Source organism: Clostridium sp. Marseille-Q5894 (assembly GCF_946902305.1).
Lineage (GTDB): Bacteria > Bacillota_I > Bacilli_A > Erysipelotrichales > Coprobacillaceae > Thomasclavelia.
The window spans coordinates 1-23,602 of sequence record NZ_CAMPPT010000004.1 but is presented as its reverse complement, the minus strand read 5'-3'; the positions used below and the strand labels follow the sequence as shown (position 1 = coordinate 23,602).

Annotated in this window: 20 protein-coding genes; 15 read left to right on the top strand and 5 right to left on the bottom strand. The window is 30.9% G+C overall.

Features of this window, described 5'->3' with window-relative positions; all coding sequences use genetic code 11:
* The 3 genes from gltX to OC535_RS07170 all read left to right on the top strand — a co-directional run bounded on the left by gltX (position 1) and on the right by OC535_RS07170 (position 3,739).
* Entirely contained in the window at positions 1 to 1,440 is a 1,440-nt protein-coding gene (gltX, locus tag OC535_RS07180) for a glutamate--tRNA ligase (RefSeq protein ID WP_024722775.1), read from the top strand.
* A 152-nt stretch (positions 1,441 to 1,592) separates the two neighbouring features.
* Positions 1,593 to 1,922: a discoidin domain-containing protein gene (locus OC535_RS07175; RefSeq protein ID WP_227053703.1), complete on the top strand. Its 330-nt coding sequence runs from the start codon at positions 1,593 to 1,595 to the stop codon at positions 1,920 to 1,922.
* Positions 1,923 to 1,975: 53 nt separating this feature from the next.
* Positions 1,976 to 3,739: an alpha-N-acetylglucosaminidase TIM-barrel domain-containing protein gene (locus tag OC535_RS07170; RefSeq protein ID WP_498823496.1), complete on the top strand. Its 1,764-nt coding sequence runs from the start codon at positions 1,976 to 1,978 to the stop codon at positions 3,737 to 3,739.
* Between the two features lie 5 nt (positions 3,740 to 3,744).
* On the opposite strand, the gene OC535_RS07165 is transcribed toward OC535_RS07170, so the two are convergent.
* The gene (locus OC535_RS07165) at positions 3,745 to 4,584 is read right to left on the bottom strand and encodes a transposase (RefSeq protein WP_498823495.1); all 840 of its coding nucleotides are present in this window, start codon (positions 4,582 to 4,584) and stop codon (positions 3,745 to 3,747) included.
* Entirely contained in the window at positions 4,581 to 5,564 is a 984-nt protein-coding gene (locus tag OC535_RS07160) for an ISL3 family transposase (protein WP_498823494.1), read from the bottom strand. Before OC535_RS07160 ends, OC535_RS07165 begins: the two co-directional genes overlap by 4 nt.
* Positions 5,565 to 6,649: 1,085 nt before the next feature.
* On the opposite strand from OC535_RS07160, the gene OC535_RS07155 reads away from it, so the two are divergent.
* The 9 genes from OC535_RS07155 (at position 6,650) to tnpA (ending at position 17,290) form a co-directional block, all read left to right on the top strand.
* A complete protein-coding gene (locus tag OC535_RS07155; RefSeq protein WP_027089463.1) occupies positions 6,650 to 7,948 on the top strand; it encodes a TnsB C-terminal domain-containing protein in 1,299 nt (432 codons plus the stop codon).
* The gene (locus OC535_RS07150; RefSeq protein ID WP_051592760.1) at positions 7,948 to 8,754 is read left to right on the top strand and encodes an ExeA family protein; all 807 of its coding nucleotides are present in this window, start codon (positions 7,948 to 7,950) and stop codon (positions 8,752 to 8,754) included. Before OC535_RS07155 ends, OC535_RS07150 begins: the two co-directional genes overlap by 1 nt.
* Positions 8,755 to 8,763: 9 nt before the next feature.
* A complete protein-coding gene (locus OC535_RS07145) occupies positions 8,764 to 9,105 on the top strand; it encodes a DUF6618 family protein (RefSeq protein WP_494407233.1) in 342 nt (113 codons plus the stop codon).
* A gap of 69 nt (positions 9,106 to 9,174) precedes the next feature.
* Complete coding sequence (locus tag OC535_RS07140; RefSeq protein WP_498823493.1) at positions 9,175 to 12,540, top strand: alpha-N-acetylglucosaminidase C-terminal domain-containing protein; 3,366 nt, start codon at positions 9,175 to 9,177, stop codon at positions 12,538 to 12,540.
* A gap of 446 nt (positions 12,541 to 12,986) precedes the next feature.
* Positions 12,987 to 13,787 carry an immunoglobulin-like domain-containing protein gene (locus tag OC535_RS07135; protein ID WP_498823492.1) on the top strand — a complete coding sequence of 267 codons (801 nt, stop codon included), beginning with the start codon at positions 12,987 to 12,989 and terminating at the stop codon, positions 13,785 to 13,787.
* Positions 13,788 to 14,369, top strand: a complete 582-nt coding sequence (locus tag OC535_RS07130) for a rhomboid family intramembrane serine protease (protein ID WP_227052732.1) — start codon at positions 13,788 to 13,790, stop codon at positions 14,367 to 14,369.
* Positions 14,357 to 14,809, top strand: a complete 453-nt coding sequence (locus OC535_RS07125) for a YaiI/YqxD family protein (protein WP_024721917.1) — start codon at positions 14,357 to 14,359, stop codon at positions 14,807 to 14,809. The genes OC535_RS07130 and OC535_RS07125 overlap by 13 nt, the downstream gene beginning before the upstream one ends.
* A gap of 290 nt (positions 14,810 to 15,099) precedes the next feature.
* A complete protein-coding gene (locus OC535_RS07120) occupies positions 15,100 to 16,506 on the top strand; it encodes an ISL3 family transposase (protein WP_498823491.1) in 1,407 nt (468 codons plus the stop codon).
* A gap of 271 nt (positions 16,507 to 16,777) precedes the next feature.
* On the top strand, positions 16,778 to 17,290 hold the full coding sequence (tnpA, locus tag OC535_RS07115; protein ID WP_024722880.1) for an IS200/IS605 family transposase: 513 nt from the start codon (positions 16,778 to 16,780) through the stop codon (positions 17,288 to 17,290).
* Positions 17,291 to 17,421: 131 nt separating this feature from the next.
* Here tnpA and asnB read toward each other — a convergent pair whose 3' ends face one another.
* Both asnB and OC535_RS07105 read right to left on the bottom strand, forming a co-directional pair.
* A complete protein-coding gene (gene asnB / locus OC535_RS07110; RefSeq protein ID WP_498823490.1) occupies positions 17,422 to 19,008 on the bottom strand; it encodes an asparagine synthase B in 1,587 nt (528 codons plus the stop codon).
* A 396-nt stretch (positions 19,009 to 19,404) separates the two neighbouring features.
* Complete coding sequence (locus OC535_RS07105) at positions 19,405 to 19,869, bottom strand: YbaK/EbsC family protein (protein ID WP_024721918.1); 465 nt, start codon at positions 19,867 to 19,869, stop codon at positions 19,405 to 19,407.
* 179 nt (positions 19,870 to 20,048) lie between these two features.
* On the opposite strand from OC535_RS07105, the gene OC535_RS07100 reads away from it, so the two are divergent.
* The 3 genes from OC535_RS07100 to ilvA all read left to right on the top strand — a co-directional run bounded on the left by OC535_RS07100 (position 20,049) and on the right by ilvA (position 22,396).
* On the top strand, positions 20,049 to 20,867 hold the full coding sequence (locus tag OC535_RS07100) for a Cof-type HAD-IIB family hydrolase (protein ID WP_227052729.1): 819 nt from the start codon (positions 20,049 to 20,051) through the stop codon (positions 20,865 to 20,867).
* Positions 20,867 to 21,046, top strand: a complete 180-nt coding sequence (locus OC535_RS07095; protein WP_024721920.1) for a DUF4250 domain-containing protein — start codon at positions 20,867 to 20,869, stop codon at positions 21,044 to 21,046. The genes OC535_RS07100 and OC535_RS07095 overlap by 1 nt, the downstream gene beginning before the upstream one ends.
* Before the next feature lie 147 nt (positions 21,047 to 21,193).
* A complete protein-coding gene (ilvA, locus tag OC535_RS07090) occupies positions 21,194 to 22,396 on the top strand; it encodes a threonine ammonia-lyase (RefSeq protein ID WP_024721921.1) in 1,203 nt (400 codons plus the stop codon).
* Positions 22,397 to 22,645: 249 nt separating this feature from the next.
* Here the strand turns inward: ilvA and OC535_RS07085 are convergent, their stop codons facing one another.
* The gene (locus tag OC535_RS07085) at positions 22,646 to 23,413 is read right to left on the bottom strand and encodes a glycoside hydrolase family 25 protein (RefSeq protein WP_498823489.1); all 768 of its coding nucleotides are present in this window, start codon (positions 23,411 to 23,413) and stop codon (positions 22,646 to 22,648) included.
* Positions 23,414 to 23,602 lie beyond the last annotated feature (189 nt).

The following is a 23,602-nucleotide window of genomic DNA, read 5'->3' as shown; positions in this document are numbered from 1 at the left end:
ATGGAAAAAGTAAGAGTAAGATATGCACCTAGTCCTACTGGTCATTTACATATAGGTGGAGCCAGAACGGCATTGTTTAATTATTTATTTGCAAAACATTATGGTGGAGATTTTGTTTTTCGTTTAGAAGATACTGATATTGAAAGAAATATTGAAGGTGGCGAAGCGAGTCAGTTAGATAATTTAGCTTGGCTTGGCATAATTCCTGATGAGTCACCATTAAACCCTAAAAAAGAATACGCACCATATCGTCAGATGGAGCGGTTAGATATTTATCGTAAATATACTCAAGAATTATTAGATCGCGGTTTGGCCTATAAATGTTTTTGTACGCCAGAAGAATTGGATGAAGAACATGAACGTCAAGTAGCGGCGGGTATTGCTCCGATGTATAATCGTAAATGTCGTGATTTAACAGCAGAGGAAGTAGCCAAAAAAGAAGCTGCAGGAATTCCTTATACAATTAGACTTAAAGTACCAGCTGGTAAAACCTATGAATTTGATGATATGATTCGTGGGCGTGTTTCGTTTGAATCTGACGATATTGGAGATTGGGTGTTAGTAAAAGCTAACGGAATACCAACTTATAATTATGCTGTTGTTATTGATGATCATACAATGGATATTACCCATGTATTTAGAGGAGAAGAGCATTTAAGTAATACGCCTAAACAGATGATGATTTATGAAATGTTTGGCTGGACACCTCCTACTTATGGTCATATGACATTGATTGTAAATGAACAAAGAAAGAAATTATCAAAACGTGATGAAAGTATTATGCAATTTGTTTCTCAGTATAAAGATGAAGGATATTTACCAGATGCAATGTTTAATTTTATGGCGTTATTAGGATGGTCTCCTGAAGGAGAACAGGAAATTTTTAGTCAAGAAGAATTGATCAAAGAATTTAGTGAAAAAAGATTATCTAAGTCACCTTCAATGTTTGATAAAGATAAGTTAACATGGGTAAATAATCGCTATATTAAAGAAAGATCGTTAGATGATGTTGTAGCTTTATGTAGACCATTTTTAGAAGAAGCTTATGATTTGTCTGATAAAAGTGATGAATGGATCAATATGTTAGTTGCTACATATCATGATCAATTATCTTATGGTAAAGAAATTGTTGCCTTAGTTGATTTATTTTTTAATGATGAATTGAATTTAGATGATGAAGCTAAAGAATTTATGAAAGATGATAGTATTCCTAACACATTAAGTGTTTTTAAAGCTAAATTAGAAACATTGGATGAATTTACTAAAGAAAATATTCAAGCGTGTATTAAAGCGACACAAAAAGAAGCCAAGGTTCGTGGTAAAATGTTATATATGCCTTTAAGAATTGCGACAACAGGAATAATGCACGGTCCTGATTTAGCTAGTTCAATTTGCTTGTTAGGTAAAGAAAAAGTGTTGATGAGATTAGAACAGTTTTAACTGTTCTTTTTTTGTGTATTACTTTACTAGTGATTGTAAAAAATTGCTATTTTTTTTAGGTTATAATATTAATAGAGGTTAATATAAGGAAGGTGGTTAAAGAATAAATATTTTATTTATGTTATTAAATTTTAAGGAAAGGGGAAATGGATATGGATTTAAAAAAATTTTTTAAATGTTTAATGTTGGCATCACTTGTTGTATCATTAGTGGTTCCAACTACGGGAGTATTTGCAAATGAAAGATACGATGATTCTGCTTGGATAGATGTTTCAAGTAGAACATCAAAAGAAAATATTGCTTTAAAAAAACCTGTAACATCTTCAACAATAGAAAATAACCAATATGCATCGTATGCAGTTGATGGCAATGAAAATACATATTGGGCATCAGTTAATCCTAGTGAGTTGGAAGTGGATTTACAGGGTTACTATAAGATTTCAGAAATAAATTTAATGGCATATTTTGATGGGCATCAGTAAATCGTTATTATGATTATGAAATATATGCAAGTATAGATCAACAAAATTATAATTTGGTTGCTAAAAAAAATGATACGAACTGGAATACATCACAAGGAGATACGTATATTTTTGATGATACTTTTACAGCGCGTTATATAAAGGTAAAGATTTCAAAAACGCATGCAGAAAATCAACCGAATAATAATACTGGGCATATTAAAGAATTACGAGTTTATGGAGAATTAGATCCAGCATATGAAAAAATAAAAACAAATGTTGCTTTAAATAAAGCTGTTACAGCATCAGGACAAGAAGGCAGCAGTAATCCAGAAAAGGCAGTAGATAATAATACTAGTTCATTTTGGGCAGTAGCTGGAGAGGGCTGGTTAGAAGTAGATTTGGAAGGATATTTTGATGTTGATGAAATTAATGTGCTTCCATACTATTCAGATGGACGTTATTATAATTATGAAGTATATGTTAGTGTAAATGGTTTCGATTATATTAAAGTTGGAGAAAAGAAGGATAATATTCCACAAACAAGTGATGGAGATACATATACATTTGAAACAAAAACAATTCGTTTTGTTAAAGTAAAAATGTTATCAAATTCAGCTAATCCATCAATGCATATAAATGAATTAAGAGTTTATGGGATAGAAAACTTAGATTTTACTCCTCCTATAGAGGATGTCGATACTACTAGTATTGCATATCTAAAATCGGCTCGTTCTTATAGTAATAATGCTAGTTATCCGGTTTCAAATATAAATGATGGACTATTATCGACAGTATGGCAGGCATTGTATTATCCTGCATATATAGACATTGATTTAGAAAATAATTATTATATTAATAAGATTCAAGTGATTCCAAGTTTTAAAGATTTACAAGCGTATTATCAGTATTCTGTTTTTACAAGTATGGATGGTGTAACTTTTGATAAAGTTGGTGAAAAAGTTGATGATACTCTTGTAACAAAAGATGGAAATATGTTTGCAATCGATGGTAAAGAAGCTCGAATTGTACGTGTTTATCTTGAATATTGTTCAATTGGAAATACTGGAAGTTTTGCTGAAGTTAGGGTATATGGTGATGAAAGTGAAACGCCAATAGCTAAACGTTCAGATATTAAGATAAGTGATTTTGAAGATACTGAGTATGCAAAACCAATTACTAAAAGTGAAACTCTTAAAGAAGTAGAAGGAGTGCTAAGCCGTACTATTGGTGAAAAGTATTTAGACTGGTTTGAGTTTGTATTAGAAGAAAATAGTGAAAGTGATAATGATTATTATGAGATTAGTAATCATAATGGTAAAATTCAAATCAAAGGAAATGAGGGTGTTTCTTTAACTACGGGATTGAATTATTACTTAAAATATTATTGTAATGTTTCCATTACACAACAAGCGAGGCAAGTTAAAATGCCAAATAAAGTAGTTCCGGTAACAGAAACGATCCGTAAGGAAACGCCATATGAAGTACGATACGCATATAATTATTGTACACATTCTTATACAATGGCATTTTGGGGTGAAACAGAATGGCAAAATGAAATGGATTGGTTAGCCTTAAATGGTGTAAATGCTATCCTTGATATTACTGGCCAGGAAGAGGTCTGGAGAAGATTTATGAGTAATTTAGGTTATTCAATTGATGAAATCAAAGACTGGTTAGTCGGGCCAGGATATTATGGATGGCAGTATATGGCTAATATGGAAAATGTCAATGGACCAATTCCTGATAACTGGTTTGAACAACGTACAGAACTTGCAAGAATGAATCAAAGAAAGATGCGTGCATTAGGAGGTTCTTACTCGCTTATGGGTAAATGAACTTATTAGACAGCACAAGAAATTGTGCTGTTTTTGTGTTCTAAAATATCAATTAGCTTAAAATCTTTATTATTCATTAAAAATGGTATGTAACATTTCCTAAAAAGATTGACTATTTTACTTCTTCCATATAAAATACGTTTGATGAGTTTGAATTTGTTGTTGTTTCCTTCAACAAATCCCGAACTATATGGATAAGATATTGCGTTCTTGATCGGGGCAATATCTTTTTCTATACCTTCTATAAATCCTTTTAATACTGATTCTCTATAATTATCAATAAACTTATCTAGCTGATCAGTATCTGCCTCCTTGATCGTGCTGTAAAACGAATCATATATTTTTTCTAGTTCAGTTATAATTGGATATCTTTCCTTGATTATTTGAATGTTTTTTTCAACTGTTTTATTTTTCTTTGTTTTCTCATTTTTAGTTGTTATGTATTTTAATATTTCATTTCTTTTTATGATGATGATATTATCTGGATATTTATACTTAATATACCACCCCATTGAAAGAGAAATACTAAAATTATTTTTTAATAAGTATACAATTCTGTTATCCAATGACTTCCACGTACCTTTATATCCTTTCATAATGACATAGCTAAAGATTATTTCTGGCTTTATTCCATCCAGGATCATTTTATAGATCATATTGATATAGTCATCTGTAGCTGTTTTTCTTTGTTTGTATTTCTTTGGACTGTCCAACAATTGAATATCCTCTTCACTCATATTTACATATTTTTTAGCTACAATATTTGATATTGAAAATTCTTTAGCTATTGTTGTGTATTTCTTTTTTTCGAGTTCCTCCCATCTTTTTTGAATGTCAATGATCATTTTCTGTTTTTTTTACGGCTTTCAGCCTGCTGTCTGTGTTGTTTATCGTTTTTATCATAACATACCGCATCAAAATCAATCATATTTCCTTCTTTATCAACTGGCATACTGTTGTCATAGTCATATTTTTCAAGTTCCTTTGAATTTGGATCGATTTTTAATGCTGGAACCTTTTGAGGTTCCTCTTCCAGTACCTTTCCATCTTTTATGAATACTGTTTCCGGTATTTCCGTTTTAAAAATATCTTTTATTCTGTCAATTAAATTTTGAAGAAGATGAAATCTGTCTGCAATCTGGATACATTCAGGTAAAACTTCACTGATTGCAGAAGCGTATGCACTTGCTCTGTCACGTGTGGCAATCTTTATTTTTTGATGATTTTTTAGCCATTCAACAACTGTTTCCTTATCTCTTCCATCTAAAAGCGCAATAAGATGATGATCTTCCATATCATATATGGCAGTTGCATAAGCCTTTCCTTTTCTCATCGCCACATCATCTATTCCAATAGACTCGACATCAGGGTCATCTTCAATAATGATCTTATCAGTCAGGCGTTTGATAGAGTCATTGCTTACATTGACCCCAAGAAGTTTCAGTACTTTACTGGCACCTTCATTGCTTAAAAAGAGAGAAACTGCAAGGATAAGACAGTTAAGCTCATATGTTCTTCTTTGAGAGGGAGAAACAAAAGGAAGATTCTGCATAATAACCTTTCTATTGCATTTGTCATTAGTACAGTCATATTTATAAGCAATCACATCAATAAAAGTTGTTTTATTTCTAACAGGATAAGCCTGAATCATTCTATGATAGGTATTATGTAAAGAACTTGTAGGAGAACCACATACAGGACATACATCATCATGAGAAGTCGCTTTCACATATATTATGATTTTATTATCTGATTCTTTCCAGTCATAGACAATGAAGTCATTACCAAAGATTTTTTCATTCAAACTGATTTCATTATATTTCATATGTATCACCATCCATACATATATTGTATCAAAATGCCCAAAAACAAGAAATACAAACTAAAGAAAAACAGCACAATTTCTTGTGCTGTCTAATAAGTTCATTTACCCATAAGCGAGTAAGAACCCATTAGGAATGACTGTTAAACCGCAAATTCTCTACAAAAAAAATAATACAAAAACTGCAAATAAAAAAAACAAACGGATTAAGAAAGATGCCGTTTCAAACTGCACTGCATCAACCTTAATCTGTTTTTTATTTGCAGAATAGTGTATGATATCTATCGATCAATATTATGAAAGGAAAAAGAAAAGAAACAGCCCGTTAAAGCTTCTCACCCTCTAACACTGTCCCTTTTCAATCGTCAGTTGATACTGATGATACAAATTATATGATACAGGATTTTATACTCAATATCAAGTCAGCTTTTGATTCTCAAAATATTAAATTCTATAATGAACCTTCTTTTTCACAAATCCGCGATTTCGAATTCTACTGTCTCAATCATTTGGAGCTGTCATCTTTACATACTCATAACGGCATCGTCTGTAAATCTTCCAATATCAAATATTATCAGTCCTATCAGAGACATTATATCTCTTTTCATAATGGCCAAATTGATGATCAGATGCTTGAAGTCCCTGTGATGTACTGCCGTAATGACGGTCATTTTCATTCTATTTTGCCTGCTTCTTTTATCATACCTCATTCATCATATTCCATATTTTTTGTACTTCATGTCCTCTCTTTGAAGATGTTTTCTTCATTGACCATTGAAAAAATCGTCAATATATTTCAGATATCTGTTTCAACACTTTACCGCTGGATAAAAAAATATTCATATTATTTAAGGATATTCAGCTTTTTAAAAAATAAATATCATATGCATTTCTTCATTCATTTGATCTATGACTACGAAAGTCTCATCAGTGATATTTTCGGTATGACTCTTCATACTCTTTTTCAAAACAGTCGCAAGCTGTTTCAATCAATATCCTGATCGTTCTTGAAAGATAATCAAATAAATATGTTGGCAATGTCATTTCATGATTGTCTGTTCTATACTCAAATCAGGAGGTAAAATAATATGAATATACAAAAAACAGACAGCTATGAGTATCGAAAGCTTGTAGCACAGGTCAAATTTTCGATGATTGCGCCAGTTGTTTCACATACATTTACTGATGATTCTATAACTGCCTATTTCAAGCGCATTGGAAACAGTGAAATTGAATGGCCTGATGGTACAAAACGCCACTTTTCTGGACAGACAATGAAATACTGGCTCCATATTTACAGAAAATTTGGCTTTGAAGGACTTATGCCTAAAGATAGACTCGATCTTGGGAGAGTCAGGAAACTTGATGAGGAACATAAGAAATATATCGCTAATCTCATTAAAGAATATCCTAAAATAACAGGAGTTATGATCTATGAAAAAATGATCGAAGATGGTGTGTTAAATCAAGGAGACTGTTCGGTAGATACGGTTCAGCGTTATATCAAAAACAGTGGTTTAAGAAACGGACAGGGTAAAACACTGACCAAAGAAAGAAGGGCTTGGGAATTTGCCCATTCATGTGATGGATATGAAGCTGATACATGTCATACATTTTATATTTTTGATAAAAATGGAGAATATCGAAAAACATATCTGATAGCTATTATTGATAATCATTCAAGGATGATCGTTGGTGCTGAATTCTTTTTCAATGATAATGCAGTCAACTTTCAAAAAGTGTGGCATGATGCTGTTTTAAGGTATGGGAGAAGCAAAGTCATTATCTTAGATAATGGAAGCAGCTATAAAAATAAGAGCACAAAAGAAATAGAAGCAAAATTGGGAACTAAGATTATCTATAATCCCCCTTATTCTCCAACGGGAAAAGCTGTTATTGAAAGATTTTTTCATACCATGAAAATGAGATTTTTAGATGTACATAAAGGAAGTGATTATCAGTCACTCCATCAATTGAATGATGATCTCAATAAATGGATCAATGAATACAACAGAACGGTCCATTCATCCATGAAAGATGATGAACACGATAATCATACACCATTTGAAAGGTATATGTATGATATGAGAGATATTGAAGTATCAAGACTTTCCAATAAATCACCGGCTGATTATTCTTCATGGCTTGATGATGTATTTCTTCATGAAACGACAAGAAAGGTTAATGGAGATTCAACAGTTCTTATAGAGAATGTATTATTTGATGTTCCTTCTGTTTATATAGGGATTCGAGTTATTATTCGTTATAATCCTCGTACTTTTGAAGGAACATATCTTTATGATACATCACAAAAGAAAAAAGTATTCCTAAAGAGAACAGATAGAGTTGAAAATGGAAAAACAAGAAGAGAGGAGATCATTTACTGATGGAAATGACAACATATTATGGAATGGATAAAAATCCTTTTACCAAGGATGCAACAGTTTCAACACTTTATGCATCGAATGATTTCAATCAGATGACAAATAGACTGGATTTTATCATACGTTCAAGGGGTATTGGTGTATTTTTAAGCAGTCCAGGAATGGGAAAGACGACATGTTTAAGAAAGACACTTGAATCACTCAATCCAAATCGTTATGTCGTCATCTATATATGCATGACAACTATAACAGCGATTGATTTTTATCGTATGCTTAATGATGCACTTGGTCTGGAAGAAACAACGAAGAAATCGCAAATGTTCAATCAGATACAGGAAGAACTCAAAAGACTGACATCAGAAAACAAGATGGAAGTCATCATAGCTGTTGATGAGGCACAGTTTTTAAGAAAAGAAGTACTCAGAGAATTCATCATGCTTATGAATTTTGATTATGATTCTAAAGATTACTGCACACTTATATTTGTAGGGCAGAATGAATTTTTAAGAACATTAAGACTCAAATCACTTGAACCATTTAGACAACGCATCAATATGAATTATACATTTACTGGCTTCAATGAAGAAGAGGTCAAAAACTATGTTGTCTCAAGACTCAAATCAGTTAACTGCAGAAGCGATCTTTTCAAAGAAGAATGTTATCATACACTATATTCATTAATGAATACTTCTGTAAGAATACTCAACCTTTTAATAAACAAGAGTCTGATACTGGGAATGCATTATAAAAAAGATGTAATAGATAGTGAATTAATAATGAAAGCAAGCAAGGAATTGATGATTGGGTAATGATTATGGATTATATATAGAAATTCACAAGAAGAAAAGTGTGTAGGAACAATAGAAGGACTGGTAATAACACCAGTATATGATTTTTCAATAAAAATAAAAGATAAAATAATATGGTGTCAGATGGAGCATTTATTAAATGAATGGTGCATACATTTTATTGATATTAGAAAAAATGTAGAACTTGCACATCCAAGAGATGTCTATTGGAATATGAAAGCGATATATGAAGTATTTGAAGATATTGAAATAAGTTTAAAAATAGCATATGGAATAAAAGCGATATATGAAAAAACAAGAGAATGCATAATTGCATTCTTTTTTTATTTAACAGATAACAAGTTAAAATAATTTGCGGTTACAATTCAAAAAGTATAAAAATCTGATTATTTTAATTTGCAGTTGCAAAGTGGGGAGAGTTTGCAGTTTAACAGAATGACACCTATTTTACAAGGGTATAGTGGTATGGTTCCTAATAGTATTACTGAAAAAGATGCAAGTGTCGAAATAATTGCTCAAGGTCTTTGGAATGGTATGCAACGACCAGCAATGTTAAAAACGAATACAGAAACATACCAAGAATATGCAAAAATGTTTTATCAAGCACAAGAAGAAGTGTATGGAAAGGTTTCTAATTATTATGCAACTGATCCATTTCATGAAGGTGGACAAACTGGTGGAATAGGTCGGAATATTGTTGGAAGAAAAGTATTAGATGAAATGAAAGCGTATGATAATGACGCAGTTTGGGTTATTCAATCATGGAGTTTTCAATCGGATTTATTAAGTGAAATTACAACGGAAGAAAAAGAAAATAACATTTTATTATTAGATTTAAATGCTAGTAAATCAGCAAGATATACATCTACAAATGAATTTTCAGGAAGTAGTTGGGTATATTGTATGCTTGAAAACTATGGTGGTCGCTCTGGTGTGCATGGAAATCTTGAAAAATTAACAACAATTCCAAGTCAAGTAAAAGATAAAACAAGTCATATGGTTGGAATGGGAATTGCACCAGAAGGAACTAACAATAATCCAGTTAGATTTGATTTATTCTTTGAAATGATGTGGGAAGAAAATGATGTGGATTTAGATGAATGGATCAAGCATTATGTGGAACGTAGATATGGTAGCAGTAGTGAAAATGTTCAAAAGGCATGGGAAATATTATTAGAAACAGTTTATCGTCCTGCAACTCATGCTGATCCACCAGAATCAATAATTAATGTAAGACCACAATTTAATGCAAAACAGTCAGCGCCAAATGGTAGTATGAGCAAAAATTATGATTTGAAAAAATTTGAAAAAGCATTGAATTATTTAATGAAAGATTATGAACAATTAAAAGATAGTGAAGGATATTTATATGATGTAACTGACTTTTTAAGACAGGCAGTAGCTAATAGTGCAGAAAAGAAATATAGTGAATTTACGAAAGCGTTTAATGATGGGAATATTGAATTATTTAAAGAAAAATCTCAAGAGTTCTTAGATATGGTAGAACTTCAAGATCAAGTTTTAAATAGTAATAAAAATTTTATGGTTGGAACATGGTTAAATGCAGCCCAAAATGCTTCAAAAGGACAAGATGATTTTACTAAAATGATTTTCCAATTAAACAGCAAAGCAATTATTTCAACTTGGGCACCATATTATTGTTGGGGAGTATATGATTATGCAAATCGCGAATATGGTGGTTTAACAAAAGATTATTATTTGCAGCGCTGGGAAGTTTGGATTCAACGTTTAACAGATAAAATTGAAGGTAAGGATATTAGTAATTATCAAGAGATTTCAGTAGAAGAATCTCATCAAATGGCTTGGCAGTGGGCTAGAAGTGATAAAGAATACAGTATTGAAGCAACAGGTGATACAAAAGCGCTATATGAAGAATTTATAAATAATTATTCTTTAAATGATAATTCTGTAGATGAACTGCAAGTAGATCAGATAAGTATTTCGATTTCATGCGATAAGCCTAATTATAACAATTATCCAATTAGTAATGCTATTGATGGAAATGAGAGTACTTTTTGGTCAACACAAACCAATATAAATGCTCCATATACAGTATTCTTTAAATTTGATCAAGCTGAAACTATTAATTCATTTAGTATTTTACCACGAAATTATAATAGCAATGCAACGGGAAATGGAGATATTTTAGGAATTGAATTATGGGTAAGTGATGATGGTAATGAATATCGTATGATTGCCCAGGAAGAATATGAACAAAATGGCAATGAACGTATTTGCAATTTTGAGACAGTTACAACAAAATATGTAAAATTAGTGATTACTAAAACATTGATTTGGAATAATATTGCTACAAATGCTTCGGCAACAGCGGCAGAATTTAATTTCTATAAACCATATGCTCAACTAAGAAGTGGTATATATACAATTCAAAATAATATAATTGAAGATGTTTATGAAGATACAACGGTAAAACAATTTTTAGCAGGATTTGATATCTCTCAAAATGGAAAGGTAATTGTAATTAGAGATGGAAATGAATTAACAGAAAATGATGTAATTAAACAAGGTGATATCGTTGAATACTATTATAAAGATGAAAAAGTAGAAGAATATCAAATTGGAGAATTTGTCAAGTTGGCAGATTATACGCAATTAAATGAATTAATTGCAAAATGTGAAAAACTTAATCAAAGTGATTTCACTTTAGAAAGTTGGAATCAATTTAGTGAAATTCTTACACTTGCAATTGGAGTTCAAGTAAATCCAGAAGCTAGTCAGGAAGAAATAGATTTAGCAGTAGAAAACTTAAAAGCTGCGTATGATAATTTAGTCTTAATAGCAGTTGAAAGTGATAAAACAGCATTACAAATAGCTGTAGATACAGCTAATATCTTAAAAGCTCAAGGGGCATTGGATAATGTTGTACCAGCTGTAGCAGCTGAATTTGAAGCTGCTTTACAAGAAGCAACAGATGTTTTAGTAGACACTGGTGCTGACCAAACTACAGTTGACAGTGCTTTCTATCGTTTGGCTAATGCAATTCATATGTTGGAATTTGTAAAAGGTGATAAGAGTGCTTTAGAAGCCTTGATCAATGAAGCCAAAAAATATGAAGAAAAAAATTATACGACTGATTCATGGACAGCATTTAAAGAAGCCTTAGATGCAGCTAGAGATGTCATGAATGATGAAAATGCTTTAGAAAGTGATGTTAATGAAGCGTTAAATAACTTAACAGAAGTAATTGGAAATTTAGTCTTAAGAGCTGATAAAACAAGATTACAAGAAGCATATGATATGGTAGATGGTTTAGATAAGAGTCTATATACTGAAAACAGTGTAGCGGGATTAGTTGAGCCAATGGCAGCTGCTAAGGCCGTATTAGATGATTCAGATGCAACCCAAGAAGCAGTAGATGCCGCATATGAAGCATTGATCAGAGCATATTTAGACTTAAGATTAATTCCAAATAAGGATCTATTACAAGGATTGATCAATAAAGCTGAGACATTAAATGCCACAAATTACAGTGCTAAGACATGGTCAGTAATGATGGAAGCGTTAAATGAAGCAAAAGCAACATCAGCTGATCCAGAAGCAACACAGGAAGAAGTAGATACTGCTAAAGAAGTATTAGCTAAAGCAATGGCTGTATTAGAAGCAAGTGATCCAGTAAAAGCCGGTGATACAACAGCAAGTGTAGCTACTGGAGATAATGGTTTAATTGGAATCTTTGCTAGCTTATCGATTTTAAGTTTTGCGGGATTAAGTTTATTTGGAAAAAAGAAGTCTAATATATGTTGATTTGTTTACATATAGAAGATTAACAGCACAAGGAATTGTGCTGTTTTTTTTTGGGGTATCTAAGCTTAATTGTTGAGGTAAATATTTATTGATAAACAATTTGGATAATGATAGAGATGTGTAAATGCTAAATATAAAGAAGTTATAGTTATATATTTTTTGGAGCATTATAATTGCTGATTTAGATAATTAATTATGAGATATAAGATAAAATTGTTATATTATTTTTATAAATGTTTTATAGTAAATTTTTATCGATAAATGGCAATATTATTTAATAGGGAATGTTTCTATAGTCTAGTTATTAAAAAATATTAATTATTTTTAAATGTAATTGATTTTTATGATAAAAAGGCATAATATAGTTCGTGAATATATTCATTAGCATAATTAGAGCAATTTTCATATAAAGATGGTATAATGATTTTTAGGGAGTAGGTGAGGGTATGAAGAATAGAATAATTATGATTGTATTAGCTTTTTTTGCCTTAGTTAATATAATATTAGTTGTTTGTGCTTTTAATATCACACCTTTAACTATTAGAAGAGATACGTTCATATATGAATATGGTAGTGAAATACAAACCTCGCCACAATATTACATAAATGCAAATGAGGCTATTTTATCACAGGTTGTATTGAATTTTTCTGATTTAAAAAATGAAATAGGGCTTTATAAAGTTTCTGCAACTTATTTAGGGGTAGAATATCCTTTTTATATAAAAATAGTAGATACTACAAAACCTGTTGTTACATTAAAAGCATCAACTTTTAATGTAGCTTTAAATACAAGAGTTAATGCAATTGATTTAATTGAGGAAGTAGAAGATAATTCAACGTATACTGCATATTTTAAGGGTGAAGGAGAAGAAAAAGAAACATATAAGATATTTACTGAAAAAGGATCGTATGTTGAAAGAATCATTGTTGAAGATCAAGCTGGTAATCAGTCAGCCTCATTAAGGGTTAAGATTGTAGCCGGACAAAATGGAAATAATCCAACTTTAACAGGAATCGATAATATTGAGATTTTAAAAGGAAGTAGTTTTAATGCCTTAGAGGGAGTAGAGGCTACGGATGGTAGTGGTAATAATATTACTGAAAAAATAAAAATTTTAAAAAATAATGTTAACGTTAATGAAGTTGGAGAATATGAAGTTATATATTCGGTAACTAACGATAAGGGACATACACTTCAAAGGACCAGAAGAGTAGCGGTTATTCAATCAGAAAAGGCGGGGCGTTAAATGATAACTAATTTAATTATTTTAATTTGTATTATTATATTTATAATTATTAATTTTATTGATAAGAGCGACGATAAATCATCATTGGCAATCAAGTATGGGGCATTTTATATGCCTAGAATTGATGTGAAAAAAGAATATTGGCGTTTTATTACTGCTAATTTTGTTCATATTGATATTGTGCATATATTTATGAATGTATATAGTATATATTATTTAGGGGGAAGATTTTTTGAACCGCTTTTAGGATCTGGCCAATACTTTTATTTAGTATTAATTAGTTGCATTGCAACAAGTGGTGCTTGTTATTATCAAGGGAAAAAGTTTATTAATTCATATAATACGATTACATTAGGAGCTAGTGGTATTTTTTATGGTTTTTTAGGTGCGATGATATCATTAGGAATATTTGTTGGTGGTGATTTTTATATGCTATTAAAATCGTATATGTATATTATTGTTATTAATATTGCTTTTACATTTTTAAATGGTCGTGTATCAAAAGCCGGACATATCGGAGGTTTAATAGGTGGTTTTTTGGCGATGACAATTTTGATTGGTTGTAAAGCATGGCTGTTTTAGTTGATGGTGATGCTTGTCCAGATCTTTTAGAAATAAAAAAATTAGCTAAACGTTATTTAGTGGAAATGATTGTTTTTATTGATTATGCTCATTGTCTTCAGGATGATTATTTTAAAGTTTGTTTTTGTGAAGTGGGTAAAGATAGCGTTGATCAGGCAATCATAAATATTTGTAAAAAAGGCGATTTAGTAATTAGTCAGGATTATGGACTGGCAAGTTATGCTTTGTTAAAAGGGGCTCAAGTGCTTCATCCTTCAGGAAAAGTTATTAATAATGAAAATATTGATCAATTATTGATGGGACGTTATGTTTCGGCTAAACAAAGACGGATGAACAAGCGAGTAAAAGGCCCTGCTAAAAGGACAGATAAGATTCATGATATTTTTTTAAGACAGTTAGAAAATATATTGATCAATAATAAAAATGCTAGTTCAAAATGAACTAGCATTTTATTTTAATATTCATACTTGTATGAATATATAGACTTAAGTCAGTTGAGCATACGAAGTATGCGAAATAAAAAACCACCTGCTATGCGGGTGGAGCGATAAAAAAGGGCTATTCAAATAATTTAGGGGTCACAACTTTAGGGGGCTACTTTGGGGGTCAACTTTAGGGGGATGGTCTTACAAAATAACTATTAAAAAAACAACAGCTAGAAATGATACTAGTTGTTGTTTTTTTAGTTCCTTTATCATGAATATTGTCTAGATACTATGAAAGGAACTATATGAATAATGATATCATGAAATTTTTAAACATTGAAGATAAAGATATAATCATTACCAAAGTTTTAACTGATGGAAATGTTAAAGAGATTCATCTTGAAAAAATTCTTAAAGTTGAATATTGCCCTGCCTGTGCTTCAAGAATGCATTCAAAAGGCAGATACATCAGAAAAATCAATCATCCAATTTTACAGGATGGCTATCAGCTGATACTTTATGTTACTCAAAGAAAATGGAGATGTACCAATCCTCAATGCAATCTTTACTTCAATGATCAGTTTAACTTTATCAGTAAATACAAACAGTCTTCCAATATAACCCCTTATATGATCCTTAACGAGATGAAAAATATTCATATCACGACAGCTGATGTGGCTAAAAAATATAATATTTCCGATACTGCTGTACACTATATTTTTCTTCAATATTTGGATATCAAACGTCTTCCTTTGCCTGAAACTCTATCTGTTGATGAAGTATTTTTAGATATAGATTACAGACATCGCTATGCATTGGTCATTATAGATTTTAATACTTTAGAAATTGTTGATATTCTCCCTAACAGATGGGAAGAAACGACAAATGCTTATTTTTTGTCTATACCATTAGATGAACGCAAAAAGGTCAAATATCTTATCTGTGATATGTATAATCCCTATATCAACTATACAAAACGTTATTTTCCTAATAGTATAGCTGTTATTGACAGTTTTCACGTTATTGCCTGGATCCTTACAAAGATCAACAACTATATTAATGATATCAAAAAGAAATTTCAGGCAAGAGATAAAAAACTCTATGAAGAATCCTGCAAAAAGAATAACAGACCCATAGATTTTAAAAACATGCCTACTTCTAAAGAAGTGTATTTACTCAACAACTTTAAATGGCTATTATTACAAAATGTAGAGAATATAGACTATCAGGACAGACCAAGATATAATCATAAGCTCAAAGCCTATTTAAACACTTATGACTATGAAAAAATGTTTTTTCAGCTGGATAAAAACCTTATAAATATTAGACGCCTAAAAGAAAAATATATCGAATTCAACCAAACAAAAGAAAAAGATTTAAACAAAGTCGCTGTTCTTTTAAATGATCTGATTATTCTCTATTCTCATTCATCATTAGCTATGTTTAGAGAATTTTCTGACCTATTAAAAAAACATAAACAGGAAATCATCAATTCTTTTATTTATATCACTGATAATGATGGTAACGAAAGAAGACTGTCTAATGGACCTATGGAAGGCTATAATAGAACACCAAAGGATTTCAAAAGAAATTCCAGAGGATTAAGAAACTTTGAATATGCTCGTAGCAGATTAATTTGGGCAAACAGAAAAAACGAACCTGTTCTCTCTACTCCAAAATCAAAAAAAGAAGTTTATAAATTTAAAAAATAAAATAAAAAAGTATCTGGACAAGAGAAAAGGAACAACTGTCAAATTTTTGGTTGTTCCTTTAAACTTATTTATACATTTTTTAGGTTGCCCCCTAAAGTGCCCCCTAAATTTCAGCGGACTTTTTTTAAGCCCCCTAAAGTTGACCCCCAAATAATTTGGCTTTCCCCCTAAATTATTTGGTTACCCTAAAAAAGTTATACAAATATTCACCTTTCCGATATATATTAAAGTTGTTCAAGCTATCATATATGAAAGGAAAGGTGATAGAAGTATGGCTCAAAAAGCAAATTCATTGGCACATACAAAGTGGATGTGTAAATATCACATCGTCTTCACACCCAAGTATAGACGAAAAGTGATTTATAATCAACTAAGAAAAGATATAGGTGAAATTTTAAGGACGCTATGCAGATATAAAGGAGTGGAAATAATCGAAGGGCACTTAATGTCTGATCATGTACATATGTTAGTAATGATTCCACCAAAGGAAAGTGTATCAAAGTTCATGGGATATTTGAAAGGAAAATCAGCATTAATGATTTTCGATAGACATGCGAATTTAAAATATAAATATGGGAATAGACATTTCTGGGCAGAAGGATATTATGTGAGTACAGTAGGATTGAATGATGCAACAGTCGCAAAGTATATAAGGGAACAGGAACGACATGATATTGCGATGGACAAATTGAGTGTGAAGGAATACCAAAATCCATTCGAGGATAAGGAAATAGAGGAAGAAAAGAAAAAACAAGAAGTTAAGAAGAAAAAAGTAAAAAAATGAAAATAATCCCTTTGAGGGATAGCGAGAGTCAAAAGCAATAGCTTGAGCGAAGTGAAAGCAGCGCCTTGAGACGCGAGCAAGTAACAAAGGCTTATAGCCTCAGAGAAAACCACGTCTTTTAGGCGTGGTTTTTATTTACCGCTATCACCATAGTTTTTAAGAACTCGAGCACTAGGATCATCAACATTACAATTTTCCCATTCTTTATTTGGCATCCAAAAATCTTTTACCCATTTAGCTTGTCCAGGATAAAATGATTCAAAGATATCACGATATAATAATGATTCTTTTGTAAACGGAGTAGCAAAAGAATATTTTTCTTTTGCGATAACAAGGTCATCATCATTGTATAAGCTTTCAGCATATTCTTTTAAATAATCAACCATTGAATGTCCTACCGCATCTGAAAATGCAGCTTTTTCTCTAAATAAGATATCATCAGGTAAATAATCCATACCTTCAAATGCGTGTCTTAACAAATATTTTCCTTTATTATAAGTATTCATTTTTTTAACCGGATCAATGCTCATAGCGTAATCAACAAAATCAATATCAGCAAAAGGAACTCGTCCTTCTAAGGCATGAGCAGAAATACAACGATCAGCTCTTAAAACATCATACATATATAATTCTTTAATTCGTTTTTTAGCTTCATCTTGAAAGGCTTGAGGGTTTGGTGCAAAGTCGGTATATTTATAACCAAATAATTCATCACTAACTTCACCTGTCATAATTACTTTGATATCAGTGTTTTCGTGAATGTATTTGCATAATAAATACATCGCCATACTAGCTCTAATAGTTGTAATATCATATGTTTCTAAATGAAAGATAACTTCTCTTAAATTATTTAGTAGATCTTGTTTGGTTATGATTACTTCAGTATGTTCAGTACCTAAATAATCGGCAACTTGTTTTGCGTATTTTAAATCGATAGGATCACTTTCCATACCAATAGCAAAAGTTCTGATTGGCTTATCATTTAATTTAGAAGCTATCGCACATACTAAAGACGAATCTAGACCACCGCTTAATAAATAACCGATTGGTGCATCAGACATGAATCTTTTTTTAACGGCACTTTCTAATTTTGTTTTTAATTTTATAGCGATTGTATCTAAATCGTCATTGTTAATGATTTTAGGATCACTTAAATCGTTATAACAGATAAATTTTCCTTCTTTATAATAGTGACCTGGTGGAAAAGGCATGATATCTTCACACAATGAAAATAGACTTTTAGCTTCTGAAGCAAAACAAATTTTTCCATCAACTTTGCTGTAACCATAAAACATTGGTCTGATTCCCATTGGATCGCGAGCTGCCATGATTTCTTTTTTCTCATTGTCATAGATTACTAGTGCAAATTCAGCATCCAAAAATTTACACATGATTTCTAAACCATATTTTTTATATAAAGGAATTAAGATTTCACAATCACTACCAGATTTAAAAGTATATTCTTTCTCTAACATTATTTTTAAATCAGGGTAATTATAAATTTCTCCATTACAAACAAGTACACAGTCTTTATAAGCAAAAGGCTGATTTCCTTTTGAAGATAGATCCATAATTGATAATCGATTAAATCCCCATGTTATTCCCTCTTTTATACTAACATGCTGGTGATCGGGTCCACGATAAGCCGCTTGATCTAATGCGTCATTAAATACCTCCAATTTAAATTCTTCATTTCCGACTACTAAAAAACCACACATAATATATTTCCCCCTTAAAATTGTATAGTTGCGAGAATAGAAAAACTCGCTTAATGTCGCGAGTACCCAGATAACTAAATAGTTTTAATAGTTACATGGTACGGAAAATACTTCATAGAGTACTCGATACCCGCCAATAGTAACGTTACTGGTAACGTTCTAGCCTACTTGCATATGCTTTCGGTAGACAGCTCATAGGTGTTCTTCATAATAAACTCCCCTGCTAGGCTCACACCATTTCCCAGCTCGCTGTAGGTTCTGTAAATTACTACTCTCCTAATCATTGCTTTTAATTACTATTACTAATTGATGTTAGTATATAATATTTTTTTATTAAATGCAATAAAAAAAAGTTAATGCGATAATATTTTTTTATGCAATAATAAAAAACCATCATTAGATGGTTTTACAAACATCGATCCATGAAGCATTTACATACTTTTGTAAATCTTCAATTGTTAATTCAATTGCACTGTTGGAACTGCCACAGGCGGGAAAAACGGTGTTAAATCGCTTGAGAGATTCATCTAAATAAACAGTAACATTAGGGTTGATGCCAAAAGGGCAAACACCACCGACATCATGACCAATTATTGGTAGGACTTCATCACGTGACAGCATTTTAGCTTTAGTTTTAAACGTTTCTTTATATTTATGATTATCAATTTTCATGTCTCCAGCAGTAACGATCAAAATAGCTTGATCATTAATTTTGAATGATAAGCTTTTAGCGATTCTTCCTGGAATACAGTTTAAGGCTTGAGCTGCAAGTTCGACAGTTGCGCTAGAAACATCAAATTCGATTATATCTTGATCACGATCAAATTGTTTTAAATATTTTTTTGCTTGTATGAGCGACATATATTGATACCTCCAATTTTATAATTTCTAAGAAATATTATAGACAAGAATTTATTGAGAATTCAAGGCTTTAAATAGTAATAATTAGGTTATAATAATAGTATCAAATATATTACTAAATATATTTGACAAAATATCTATCTTTTAATAAACTTTGAGTATATTGAGAGGTAGAAAAGATGACATATAAATTAATTGCGTTGGATTTGGATGGAACGTTAAAAAGTAGTGATAAAAAGATTTTGCCTAAAACAAAAGCTATATTACAAAAATTAGCGAAACAAGGTGTAATATTGGTTTTAGCTTCAGGTCGTCCTACAGCGGGGCTATATGCTGAAGCAAAGGAATTAGAGTTGGACAAAACAGGTGGGTATCTTTTATCATTTAATGGAGCTAAAGTAGTGGATTATCGTACTAAAAAAACTATTTATCAAAAGGTATATGATGCCAAAACAGCTCATGCAGTATACGATCGTGCTAAAAAATACAATTTGGCAGTAATGACTTATACTGATGAATTGATTTTGACAGAAGATGATAACGATAAATATGTTATTATTGAAAGTGAAGTTAATCATATGCCAATAAAACATATCGATAGTTTTAAAGAGACTGTAGATTTTTCGGTAAATAAAGTTTTATTGACTGGAGAACCTGATCATGCAAAAAGAATTATTGATGAATTTAAGGAGCCATATGGCGAGTCTTTAAGTATTTATCGTTCAGCACCGTTTTTTATTGAAGTAATGGCGCAGGGAATTGATAAAGCAGCTTCTTTACGAATGTTAATTGAACAACTTGGTATTAAACAAGAAGAGGTAATTAGTTTTGGTGATGGATATAATGATTTGAGTTTGATTGAATTTGCAGGTATGGGCGTAGCTATGGCTAATGCAGTTGATGAGGTGAAACAACGAGCAAATTATATTACTTTATCTAATGATGAAGAGGGAATTTATGAATGTTTAAAAATGTTGAACAGAAAGGGTGAGATATAATGTTGCCAAATGATATTAATATGCTGGTAAGTTTTTTGAATACGAAATTAAGGGATGATGATATGTCTCTAGAACATTTATTAGAAGTTAATGATGCTGATCGTGATGAAGTTATGATGCGTTTAGAAGCAAATAGTTTTTATTTTGATGAAGCAAGTAACCAAATAAAGGCGAAGTAGAGCAAATCTTTAGGGTTTGCTTTTTTGAAGCTTGATTTAGCGATAGTTAAAAAATATATTTTATATTAGCTAGAAATGGAATTAAACATTATTTTATTTTTTGATAAGAAATGCTATAATGTAATTTAATTAAGGGGGATATAAAAAATGTTAAAATTAGAAGATTTTAAAGCTGCCAAAAAAAGAGTAGATGAAGTAATTGAAGAAACCCGTTTAATTCATAGTGAAGCTTTTTCAGCAGAATGTGGTAATGATGTATATATTAAACCAGAAAATCTCCAAAAAACTGGTGCATTCAAAATAAGAGGAGCTTATAATAAAATTGTTAAACTTGATGATGATGCTAAGAAAAAAGGATTGATTGCTTCTTCGGCTGGAAATCATGCACAGGGAGTAGCTTATGCTGCTAAAATGTTAGGTGTTAAAGCAACTATTTGTATGCCTGCTCATACACCATTAATAAAAGTGGATGCAACAAAAGCCCATGGGGCAGAAGTTGTTTTACATGGAGAAGTCTATGATGAAGCTTATGCTAAAGCGGTAGAATTACAAAAAAGTAAAGGATATACATTTGTGCATCCTTTTGATGATGAAGATGTTATTGAGGGGCAAGGAACCATAGCGTTAGAGATTTTGGAAGAGTTACCAAATACTGATGTAATTTTAGTACCAATTGGCGGTGGTGGATTAATTGCTGGGATTGCCTGTGCGGCTAAGCAAATTAATCCTAATGTTAAAATTTATGGTGTGGAACCTGAAGGTGCGGCAAGCGCTTTAGCTGCAATTCATGAAGATCGGGTTGTTACTTTGGCTGAGGCTAATACAATAGCTGATGGAACAGCGGTAAAAACAATTGGTAATAAAACTTTTGAATATATAAAAAAATATGTTGATGGAATAATTACAGTAAATGATTATGAGTTGATGGATAGTTTTCTTTTGCTGGTTGAAAAACATAAGATGGTAGCTGAGGGTTCTGGTATTTTATCTTTAGCAGGATTGAAAAAATTATATGAGAAGAATAAAAAAGTTGTTTCATTGATTAGTGGTGGAAATATAGATGTAATGACAATTTCTTCAATGATCAATAAGGGATTAATATCTAGAGGTCGAATTTTTACTTTTTCTGTTCAACTTCAAGATAAACCGGGACAGTTAGAATTAGTGTCTAAAGTATTAAATCAGTGCAATGCAAATGTAATTGCTGTTGATCATAACCAGTTTAAAAATTTTGCACGTTTTTCTGAAGTGGAATTAAGGGTTACTGTGGAAACTAATGGTAATGCACATATTCAAACGATTATTGATGAATTTGATAAATTAGGATATAAGATTACTAAAATCAATTAAGCTTGATAGGGTGAAATGTTTATGCATTTTACTCTTTTTTTATTATATTTAGATAGACAAAAACTCATCAAGAATATAGATGAGTTTTATCAAGAATGCACTTCCATGTTATCTATTTTTGTTTAAGAGTTTCAAATTCTTCATCATAAGCATATTCAAATATCACTGTTAACTATTTTTTGTTTGATTAAATAATTCATTGGGCATGATCGATACGATATTCTAATATATATTCTTCTTTTTATGATGTTATTGCCAGTATTTAGTAGTTGTTATATTTAAATCTACATTACCAATTATACCTTTGATAGAACCTGTTTCACTATATTGGAGGATTTGATATTCATCTTCGATAATAGGATCATTATTGTAGCGGGCTTTCCATTTTATATAGTCATTTAATTTTTTATCGGTAAGTTTTGTCGTCCACCAGTTATGGTTTGCATAGATTCCTTTTTTATTTTGACTAGGAATGTTTTCTAAAAAAGTGGTTGCAACAGTAGTTAAAGTATCGTTAGATAAATCTTCTTGAAACTCTTCATCCTCTAAATCTATGAAAACACCTAAATCAGGTACTTTATTATCTAATAATGAAGTTACAAAATCAGCTTCTTTTTTTGCTTGAATAGCATCTTGAGCGAGCGAATAATAATAAACGCCATAAGGAATAGATAATTCTTCACATTGTTTAACGTTTTGTTTAAAATAAGGATCTTCTTTAGTTTTTGTGCCATCAGTTAAAGAAGTATAACCACAACGAATAATTACATAATCAATTTCTTGACTAGCTAGCTGAAGATCGACTTCTTCATTCCATTTTGAAATATCGATGCCAATATATTTACCTTCTGTGGATAATTTATCATTATGATTAAATATTGCTATTCCAGAAATTAATAAACAACAAGATAATAATACAAAAACAGCTTTAATAAGAGATTGCTTTTTTTTATATTTGTTAAATAAAATCGGAAAACAAAAGAACATAATGATTAAAAATATTATAATACTATGCATCAAATAATCAGGTAAATAACGTTTATAATAAAGTGAACATGAAAAAACGATAATACTTATTAATAGGGAGTGTAAAATAAAGTGTGTAAGTAAGTAATATGTGTTATATTACTGCTACACACTTTTCTTATTATCAAAATTAAAAATATGGAGGTTAATGAAATATGGCAAGAATAAAAAGAGATCCAA